Annotated in this window: 7 protein-coding genes and 3 pseudogenes; 7 read left to right on the forward strand and 3 right to left on the reverse strand. The window is 42.5% G+C overall.

What is annotated here, in order from left to right; genetic code table 11:
* Positions 1-146: 146 nt before the first annotated feature.
* Positions 147-948, forward strand: a pseudogene (locus E2I14_RS18975) (Tn3 family transposase); the annotation flags it as partial.
* 32 nt (positions 949-980) lie between these two features.
* On the opposite strand, the pseudogene E2I14_RS18980 reads toward E2I14_RS18975, so the two are convergent.
* Positions 981-1184: pseudogene (locus E2I14_RS18980) on the reverse strand (IS6 family transposase); the annotation flags it as partial.
* A gap of 397 nt (positions 1185-1581) precedes the next feature.
* On the opposite strand from E2I14_RS18980, the gene E2I14_RS18985 reads away from it, so the two are divergent.
* Entirely contained in the window at positions 1582-2046 is a 465-nt protein-coding gene (locus E2I14_RS18985; protein ID WP_133331491.1) for a hypothetical protein, read from the forward strand.
* Between the two features lie 147 nt (positions 2047-2193).
* Positions 2194-2484, forward strand: coding sequence for a hypothetical protein (locus E2I14_RS18990; protein WP_133331493.1), 291 nt, complete (start codon positions 2194-2196; stop codon positions 2482-2484).
* Positions 2485-2717: 233 nt separating this feature from the next.
* Here the strand turns inward: E2I14_RS18990 and E2I14_RS19790 are convergent.
* Positions 2718-2971 (reverse strand): annotated as a pseudogene (locus E2I14_RS19790) (transposase); the annotation flags it as partial.
* 225 nt (positions 2972-3196) lie between these two features.
* On the opposite strand from E2I14_RS19790, the gene E2I14_RS19795 reads away from it, so the two are divergent.
* The 4 genes from E2I14_RS19795 (at position 3197) to E2I14_RS19010 (ending at position 8824) form a co-directional block, all read left to right on the forward strand.
* On the forward strand, positions 3197-3793 hold the full coding sequence (locus E2I14_RS19795; protein WP_227544828.1) for a hypothetical protein: 597 nt from the start codon (positions 3197-3199) through the stop codon (positions 3791-3793).
* A 359-nt stretch (positions 3794-4152) separates the two neighbouring features.
* On the forward strand, positions 4153-4365 hold the full coding sequence (locus tag E2I14_RS19000) for a hypothetical protein (RefSeq protein WP_133331495.1): 213 nt from the start codon (positions 4153-4155) through the stop codon (positions 4363-4365).
* A 445-nt stretch (positions 4366-4810) separates the two neighbouring features.
* Positions 4811-5545 carry an HDOD domain-containing protein gene (locus E2I14_RS19005; RefSeq protein WP_133331497.1) on the forward strand — a complete coding sequence of 245 codons (735 nt, stop codon included), beginning with the start codon at positions 4811-4813 and terminating at the stop codon, positions 5543-5545.
* 216 nt (positions 5546-5761) lie between these two features.
* Entirely contained in the window at positions 5762-8824 is a 3063-nt protein-coding gene (locus E2I14_RS19010; protein ID WP_165967909.1) for a Tn3 family transposase, read from the forward strand.
* A 37-nt stretch (positions 8825-8861) separates the two neighbouring features.
* Here the strand turns inward: E2I14_RS19010 and E2I14_RS19525 are convergent.
* Positions 8862-9107 (reverse strand): hypothetical protein (locus E2I14_RS19525; protein ID WP_206105686.1); only part of this gene is annotated, 246 nt, incomplete at its 5' end.

The following is a 9107-nucleotide window of genomic DNA, read 5'->3' on the forward strand; positions in this document are numbered from 1 at the left end:
ATTGTGGCTTTGCAGCGCTTGCCGAGCTTAATATATAGTTTCACCGCCCTAAGGCGTTCTTCGTATGAATACATGGACTACCCCCAAAAGTAGTCCAAGATTTTATCCGCACCCCCAGTGGGTCAATTTTCGGTCGGCGGCAACAGTTCAGCACCAAGATGGTCAATGTCGGCATGCGCGATTCAACCTATGTGCTCGACAGCCTGCTTTACCATGAATCAGACCTGCGTATCATAGAACACTACACGGACACCGCCGGCTTCACCGACCACGTGTTCGCCTTAATGCTCATGCTCGGATTTCGCTTTGCGCCACGAATACGCGATTTGGGAGACACAAATTTGTACATTCCGGGTACCATTCAGTAATACCCTAGTTTGAAGACCATGATCGGCGGAACCCTTAATATCAAGCATGTACGCGCACACTGGAACGACATTCTGCGACTGGCGTCATCAATCAAGCATGGCATCGCTAATGCTCCGTAAGCTCAGCAGCTACCCGCGCCAGAATGGCCTGGCGCTAGCACTTCGCAAATTGGGTCGCGTCGAACGCACGCTGTTTATTTTAGACTGGCTATAAAACGTCGAACTACGTCGACGCGTGCATGCTGGATTGAACAAGGGGGAGGCACGTAACGCCTTGGCTAGAGCGATCTTCATTCACCGACTCGGCGAGATCCGAGACCGAACGTTCGAACAGCAGCGGTACCGAGCCAGCGGCCTGAACTTGATTACAGCGGCGATCGTGCTGTGGAATACAGTTTATTTGGAGCTCGCAGCACCGTCTTTGCGCGACGTCGGGAAGTTGAAAGACGACTCCCTTAAGCATTATATGTACCCATTGGGCTGGGAGCACATCAACCTAACTGGTGATTACGTTTGGTGCCAAAGCAGGAAGATCGACGAGGGGCAATTTCGACAACTACGGACATTGGAAAATCCTTAGCGTACAATTTTTTCCGTTTCCCCTGTTCTCCCCAATATCTTCACAGCCCAGCGATGTACTGTGGCGTGAGCAACGACAACGCCGCGTTCTGTCATCATTTCTTCGATATGACGAAAACTCAATGGGTATGCCACGTACCAGCGCACACAAAGCGTCATGACTTCCAACAGATAATGCAGTCGTTTAAGAACCTTGCGGAGAGTGATTTTGATGAGGCTTTTACGAAAATCGTCCATATCAAACTTTACCAGATACGCTTATTGCGACATAACCAAAAGAACGGCCCACTCCTGACAAATGTCGGATTGTCGAACAGGCGTTTCCACGCTAGGCTGATAAGCACCTAGACGGTAATGTGGGTTTCGGGGAATGCGTTTGCACAATTAATGAACTAGATTATTTGTCTGAAACTGGTTTTTTTTGCGCTAACTTTCGCTTTTACTTTTTCTACTAAAGAATATCAAAATCCAAGAACTGAATTTGCGAGAAATCGGGTGAGTTGATGGAGGCATCTCAATGCGGACTGGGCGCTTGGCAAGGTGCGGTGTGTGGTGCATACCAATAAATTTATGATAGTTAGGGTGGAGTGGGCAGCCGCCCACCCTGCTTTTGTAAACCAAAAGTTAAACCAAAATGCATAATAAACCAATAAATCAGGCTGGACTTAAGTATCTCAAATTCGCAGTGTGGCTTAGTGCGCTCAGTCTGGTAACAGGGCTTATCGCCTTAGTTTTTGGATTGTTTAAAAATGAAGAGCATGCTCTTTATCTAGGAATCTGTATGCTTCCTTTTGCTGGATGGGTAGGATTCATGTGTCATGCTGTGATAAGGGAGCCTGTTGGTGTAACAGGCTGGAGAAAGTATTTCATTCCAGATCTATTTGAAAATAGTTTTCAAGATGATTTTCTTTATCAGGAACAATCCAACTCACGCTCTAAAATTCATGCGGCCAAGCGTTTTGCCATTTTCTGTTTTGTTAGTTGCTTTTTCTTAGCTCTGTGGCATTTTGAAAAGATTGATCTATCTTTAAGTTTAGGTTTTCTAGTAATCCTGATATTCGATTTTTTTGTCAAACGCAAAGAAAAACAAAATAAATGACACCTGAATATTACTTAATTATTTAAGATTTAACGCGGGTAATCGGTTACTCGCGCAGTTACGTTTCATCTCGTCTCAACTGCGAAAGAAAAAGTTGTGACTAAGCACACCGAGATCAATTAACGAGCGTGCCAAAACTTAGAAAAAATGTACTCAACAGACAAGCTCTGCATCAAGTTAGCGTTTGGTAGAGCACAGCTCATATCGGACTTATTGGAAGAGAAAAAAGAAAATATGGATAGCAAATTGGAAGAAATAAACGCTGAAGCTTTACGTGAAATTTCGCAAATACTTTTTTCGATAAGAGATCTGCTCGTACATACATCGCTTGCTTTGAACGATTCGCTCATGCAAAGCCATACGACAAAGCGAGTCGACTGTGAAAACTTAACGCAGGATATTCTCAGTGCTGCGCGCGACGACGGCAACAACACCTAACTCAACAGTTATCTAACTTAGTCGTTTATTAACTCAATATAGTTAATGGCTGTTGATTTGCATCTAAAACTGACCCGGTCAGTTTTAGATGCAAATCAACAAACAAGTGGAACAGCGAAAGCAATCGTATAAATTAGAACACGAGAAGACACAACAAATACAAATTGAAGAACGCACGGCGCTGCAAACTAAAATCGCTGGTTTGCAGCTAGAACTAGATACGCTTACCAATTTTGGCTGACGACCTCCTTTAACGCTGCATTGTCCAACATCGTTTCAGCCAGTAGTCGCTTCACTTTGGTATTCTCTGCCTCCAAAAATTTCAATTTCAGCGCATCTAAAACGGTCATGTCGCCAAATTTGGCTTTCCAATTATAGTGTAGGTGGCTTCTTTGATGCCATGCTTGCGACAAAGGTCTGCCTTCATGCCAGATTCAGCTTCTTTCAATATCCCGATGTTTTGCTGCTCATTTGATCGATACTTCATGTCTACCTCCGTTAGGGCAGACCCTCCGACAAATGTCGGATATTTTTTTGCATTGAGAAAGGGGATACTAAATTCATTTTTTAAGCCGACCATCACAGAATAACATAGCAGCCGAATATAAATTCAAGTTTGCTTATATTTCAGCGGCTTAGTAATAATTGTGGGGTCAATAATTTTGATCGTTGAGGAAGGTAGAGCTTGGGTACTGTGGGGCAGCGAATTCGAATGAAGTATCGAAATAAAAAAGTAGATCTAATAGACTTAATTGGTGCGGCTCAACAAATACGCGCAACCTCAATTGAGCAAGCTGCCGGGACATGCCTAGCCAATTCACTGAATGTATGCTTAATAGCCAAGACTTATAGCATACCAGTTGAGTTAGTTATGTGGAATGTGAGGGACGATCCTAAGTTTTGCGACCATTGGGCAGTCAGAATCACAAAATCTAAGGTAATTGACGTTACTGGAATTCAGATCGGAAATAAATTTTCCTCATTAGTTAAGTTTTCATCATTGGTAGTTTTTAATATTGCAGATTATCCGAAAAATTTTGGTCAGCCACGATTTTACGAAGCCGATCAATTGGTCGAAGTTTATTTGTCTGAGGCAAATTCTACAAATGGAGAATTTTCTTCATACGGAGTTATAAAAATTCACAAATTGATGCTTCATCAAGACTTAACCAATGCTGCAGAATTAAAAAGCATTAGTTATGTTGTAGGTTCAATTCAGGCGTATTTAAAATTTAGAATTATTTTCTTATTAACACAAATAGAAAGGCGACTTTTGGGCCTTGTCACATTACTTTTGAAAAGAGGGTGATCAAGTTAAACTAAGGCGTAAAACGAACGGTAATTTTTGATGCTGACGTTAAACACCAAAGGTAAAGCTAGATCGGAATTTTAGTTTTATAAAATTGTACTAATTTAAAATAAAAGAGTCCGTTTGATGGGTGTCTTACGGCAGATTAGTCTTAAGCTTTTAGTGTAATCCTATACTCATGGAGATAAGGTTTTAATTGATCGTGCCGGTTATTATGCCGTCAGTTTTTAAAGGGGCTCTGGATAATGTGAAATTGTAAAACCTAGCACATCGGACTATTCGTATTTCTAATTTCTTGATCGACAACTATCTGACTACAAAATTTAATTAATTTACCGGTCAAAATGAGGAGCTTGAGCATGTCTTACCTCGATGAACTTAATATTAACAATGGCGATACGTTGGAGGACTGGAAAGCGCGAATTGTACTTGCAAAAAAATTGGTCGAACTTGGGTTGGCATGTTTAACATGCGGTGGCGCTACCGGTTGGCCTCATAAGGGTGGTTTTATAAAATGTCGAGATTGTAATGGCACAGGATCAATGACATCTTCAAATAGTTCACTGCAATGAAAATGGTCCACGAGAATAGAGCGATATATATGCTATCAATATGTTTGAATTAAAAGAGCCTGTGTAAGTGCCACCGAAGTGATCAGTCAGTGTGTTTCTGAACCCCCGACAAATGATTGGTGGTAGATGTAATTTTAGTTCGGTATTCTTGCGGGCCATTCAGCATTTGATATACAAAGTAAGGGGGCTGCCCCTTACTAATAATTTTTTACTAGATAAATATTATTTATCTCAAATTTTAAATTTGAGCGGGGCTAATGTTTAATAACGAAATCATTAATAATCTGGTTGGGCATGAAAATAAACGAATGTGAGTGACTCAATTCTGACCAAAAAGTCGGTGCCGCTTTGGGTAAGCAATTAGAGTTATCTCCATATCGCATCAATGGGCTCGAATAGTAAGAATATTTGGATTTTTTTTGTAATAGCATTTATTGATTCGTGAGTGAATAACTTGATCCCCCAAACTTTTAAAGTACTTAGATTAAAACTACTTTATAAAATTTTTACCCTCCCAATTTTCACACTTAATAATATTTTTTTTCAAAAAAAAAACCTTATCGGAACGATGAGCGATTCAACTGTCAAAAGGGAAAAGATAGCAAATCAAAGTATAAGCTTGGCGACTGTTAATGAGCCTGACGCCAATTATCGGGAGCTCTTTGTTCTGGTCGATTCTGGTTATTTTAATTGGCTAATCGGTAAGTCAAACGAATCTTGTAAGTTTAATGCAGAGTTCAAAAAAAATATGATTGAGTACTTAGGGTGGTTAGCTGAATCAGAGAGTGCCGGAGCTAATTTAGTTGGGCGGATTCCAGATGTCACGCTCCAACTACTAAGAAAATTGCACGAAAGAGATGTCTCAACGACAGAACTGACGTTACTTATTTTGAAAGATGTAGTTCTTCTAGCCTCTATTCTAAAGGAGGTGAACAGCTCTTTCTTTAATAGTGGTCACGAAATAAACAAAATTGGGGAGGCCATTCTTCTCCTTGGGCACAATCGTTTGCGGTTATTAATCGCCCGGCATTCGTTTATGCCGGTGTATAGCCATTTATTCGAGGGCAATTTAAAATCAACATCTCAAAAAATTTGGGATGTATCACAACGGCGCGCCTTAATCGGCTATTTATTGGCCAAAACCCAAAAAGTTGATCCTTTCAATGTAGGGTATTCTTAAACAAACGGCGTAAAAGTCCCACAGAATTGCTAAACCAGCCGTTTTTTAACCTGAATTGGCACTTAGCCCTCCCCGCACGTCAAATCGTTGAATACAGCGCGTTTTAATTAGTCTGACTCACCCCCTGTTTCTTGCTAAAAATGAATTTACGAAAGGCAATTTAATATAGAATGCCCGCCCGTATTTTCCATTTTTTGAGAGATCCCGATGCCCAGAATGACTATTTTCAATGCCTTGGAACAGCAGGCTTTTGAATCTCCTCCAGTATTTACTCATGCCGAGCGCCTCAATTTCTTTTTTGCACCTCTAATGTTTAATGACTCAATGGAGAGTATGCGAACGCCGACCAATAAGGTTTGCTTTATTTTGATCGCGGGATATTTTAAAGCGCGCCGCAAATTTTTTTCCAGGCAATTTCATCAAGCAGATATCGAATTTGTTGCCGGACAGATCGGTCTGAATCATAACGAAATTTTACTCAGGTCATATAGCAAGGAAACTTGTTCCAGACAGCAGCGTTTGATCTTGCATCACTTTGGTTGCAGTGCTTTTGATGCAGCAGCAAAAGCATTCGCCACCACCGAAATCGCGCTGATGGTGCGCGTTCAATTCCGGCCCAAACTGGTTCTGTTGGAAATCATCGATCTTCTGATTACCAAGAAAATTACCCTACCAAGCTATGCTCTTCTGGCTGGTCTGATCGTATCGGCGATCAATCATTATCAGCGAAAACTGAGTCAAATTATCGATCACTGTCTTACCGAAAAACAGCGCAACAAACTGGATTCGCTTTTGGAAAGAACCACTGATAAAAATACCGTTGACGAAATCTGGCGCTACCCGCTCACTTTACTGAAAAAACCATTTCAGTCCACCCAGCCCTCAAAAATAAAAATTAATTTAACGGACCTGGAAACCTTGCTCTCACTTTATCTTGACCTGAAACCAGTCGTGGATAAGCTGGCATTGCGTTACGAGTGCATTCGTCACTACGCCCAGCTGGTGATCAAATCTCAGATACCGCAAGTCTCTCGCCGCGCTGCCAAAGATCGCTACTTATACCTGATCGCATTCATCGTATATCAAACCTTCAAACTACACGATACGCTGATCGATACCTTATTATTTTCTGTCCAATCCGCTATCAACATCGCCGATAAAGAACATAAGGAATCATACTACCAAGATCGCGAACAACGCGAGCAAAAATTCTTCTCTCTTGCCGACCGGTTGGGAAAAAGCATTACCGGAACCATATCGGAAATCAAGCACATCATTGCTGACGTTAATTTAAACGACAGCCAGAAAGTGATTGCCATTGACACCACGCTTTCGGCACAACCCGCCAAAGATGGCCAGGTTGAACAACAGATCGATTCGTTCAAAGAAAACATGGCGACCATTCATCGCGGGCAGGATTATTATGCATTGTTAGAACAACGATCTTTGAAATTGCAAAACCGCACTGCAGACATTGTGCGACAAGTGCAATTCGATCCGCATTGCAGCAAGCCAGCATTGCTCGAAGCGATCCTGCATTATCAGCAAAAAAATGGCACCATCGATAAACATGCGCCGGTTGCTTTTCTTTCCGCCGAAGAGCAGGTAGCGGTAGCCGGTCAAGAAAATAAATTTCGCATCTCGCTTTACAAGGTGCTGCTTTATATCGCCGTCGCTAACGCCATCAAGTCAGGAACATTAAACCTGATCCACTCGGAAAAATACCGCTCTCTGGATGATTACCTGATTCCGAAAGCCGATTGGGATGCAAACCGTGAGACGTATTTGCTGCGCGCGAAACTGGAACAATTTGCCGATTGCGGTGCCACGTTACAGGCACTCAATGAAGCGCTCGATGCGCAGTACCACGAAACCAATACGCATTTTTCTGAGGGTGATAATTCATTTCTTTCTCTGCGCGCAAACGGCAGTTTCCATATCAGCACACCAAAGCAAGATGACGTGGAAGCGCTTTCCCTGTCTGAATTTTTCCCGGAACAAAAATATATTTCCCTGATTGAAGCCCTTGCTACCGTCGATCAGACGACTGGATTTCTTGACGAATTCGAGCATTGGCAACCCAAATACCAGGCGGAGAAGCCGCTCAAGAAAATTTTCTTTGCCGGCATTATTGGTTACGGTTGCGACATTGGTCACCGCAAGCTTGCGCAAATATCCAGACAGATTAACGAGAACGAACTCGATACCACCATCAACTGGTATTTCTCGTTGGAGAATATACAAAACGCCAATGATCGCATCCTGCATTTTGTCGACCGGATGGACCTGCCTAATCTTTACCGGCAGCAGCCTGACATGTTGCATACATCCAGTGACGGGCAAAAATTTGAAGTGTCGGTGGATTCCTTAAATGCTAACCACTCGTTCAAATATTTAGGCAAAGACAAAGGAGCCAGCATCATCAGCTTCATCGACATGCGTCATTTATTGTGGCATTCCACGGTGATCACTGCCTCTGAACGTGAGGCTGCTTATGTGATTGACGGCCTGATGCATAACGACGTGATCAAGAGCGACATTCATTCTACGGATACTCATGGTTTTTCAGAAGTCATTTTTTGTTCAACCTATTTGCTGGGAACTCAGTTCGCACCACGGATCCGGGGCATCGGACGACAGCGACTTTATGCGTTCAAGAACCGACAATTTTACGAGGAGCAAGGACAAACGGCACTACTACCACACCGAGCCATTCGTGTTGTTTTGATCGAACCGGAATGGGATGAAGTCTTGCGCTTTATTACGACCATTAAGCTGAAAGTGGCGACGGCATCGCAACTCTTTAAGCGGTTGAATTCCTATTCCAAGCAGCATACTTTGTACCGGGCGCTCAAAGAATTTGGTAAAATGCCCAAGTCGCTTTTTATCCTGAAATATGTTGATGATCCTGCGTTTAGGCAGTCGATTGAGAAGCAGTTAAACAAGGTGGAAAGTTCGAATAAATTCTCCAAAGCCATCTCGTTTGGCCATAACCATGAATTCATTCAAAGCGAGAAGGAAGAGCAGGAGATCGCTGAAGGTTGTCGCCGCCTGATCAAAAATGTGATTACCTGCTGGAACTATCTTTTTCTGACACGGATGTTGGATCAACAGACCGACCCTGCGCGGAAAGAAGAGCTGATCGAAGCTGTTCGCAATGGGTCAGTAGCGACCTGGCGGCATTTTAACCTACATGGCGAATTTGATTTCTCGGATGAAAAAATGATTGATTCGGTCGGATTGACCAACCCCAAAAATCCACCGACACGGAAAAGTTGATCGATAAAAAATCGGCATATGGCCGAAAACTGACCTCTTAAAACGCGCTGTATTCAACGATTTGACCTGCGGGGAGGGCTAAGTGCCAATTGAGGTAAAAAAACGGCTGATTTAGCAATTCTGTGGGACTTTTATGACGTTTGTTTAAGAATACCCAAGACTGATCTAGTCCTGGGAGGCTCTTAAGAGCAGCAAAAAAATCTGCGTCATCTTCAAAATACTTATGGGGTATATCCAATCGAGTTCCATCAGAATAAAGAGTATTCGCGGCTCTATAGAAAAA

It is taken from the genome of Sapientia aquatica (assembly GCF_004358105.1).
Classification (GTDB): Bacteria; Pseudomonadota; Gammaproteobacteria; order Burkholderiales; family Burkholderiaceae_D; genus Solimicrobium; species Solimicrobium aquaticum.

What these genes read in the sequence shown, in the direction of transcription:
- E2I14_RS18985 (WP_133331491.1), top strand. Translation starts at nt 1,582, where the DNA reads ATGCATAATAAACCAATAAATCAGGCTGGACTTAAGTATCTCAAATTC.
- E2I14_RS18990 (WP_133331493.1), top strand. Translation starts at nt 2,194, where the DNA reads ATGTACTCAACAGACAAGCTCTGCATCAAGTTAGCGTTTGGTAGAGCA.
- E2I14_RS19795 (WP_227544828.1), top strand. Translation starts at nt 3,197, where the DNA reads ATGAAGTATCGAAATAAAAAAGTAGATCTAATAGACTTAATTGGTGCG.
- E2I14_RS19000 (WP_133331495.1), top strand. Translation starts at nt 4,153, where the DNA reads ATGTCTTACCTCGATGAACTTAATATTAACAATGGCGATACGTTGGAG.
- E2I14_RS19010 (WP_165967909.1), top strand. Translation starts at nt 5,762, where the DNA reads ATGACTATTTTCAATGCCTTGGAACAGCAGGCTTTTGAATCTCCTCCA.